General features: G+C 31.9%; 1 protein-coding gene. It reads left to right on the forward strand.

The window, feature by feature from the left end; translation table 11 throughout:
* Nucleotides 1-12: 12 nt before the first annotated feature.
* The coding region (locus IDG60_RS00535; protein ID WP_206160359.1) for a YwqG family protein at nucleotides 13-564 on the forward strand (552 nt) is incomplete at its 3' end.

Raw genomic sequence — 564 nt, forward strand, 5'->3', positions numbered from 1 at the left:
GGGGAAGTTAATATGCTAAACATTCAAGACGTTAGTCATCTTTCTAAAAAGGAGCAAAAAGCATATAACCGTTTCGTAGAATCTGTAGAAAACGGTAATTTACCAGTACTACCATGTATTGAAATGGTTCTAAAAGAGATGAAAGAAGAAACATTAAACCAGAGTAAGATTGGTGGAATGCCATTTTTAAAATCTTTTAAAGATATACCATTAGATGAAAATAATGTACCAATGGTATTGTTAGCACAGATTAATTTGGATAATCTTCCAGAACAACAAGAATTATTTCCTGTAAAAGAAGGGATATTGCAGTTTTGGATTAGTTCAGAAGATCAAATGTATGGTATGTCTGAAAATTTAAAGGGAAACAATATAAACTCAAGGCTTGTTTATATAAAAGAGCCAATTACAGATTTATCACTCGAAAATATTCAAGCGCATTTGAAGTCATTAGATGCTGATAATGAGGATATCCCGTTCAGTGGAGCATTTTCTATAGAATTTAGATTGTCGAAACAAACTATTACATGTACTGATTATAAGTACGATGAGGACGTGCTTGCA

The organism is Staphylococcus sp. EG-SA-2 (genome assembly GCF_017152085.1).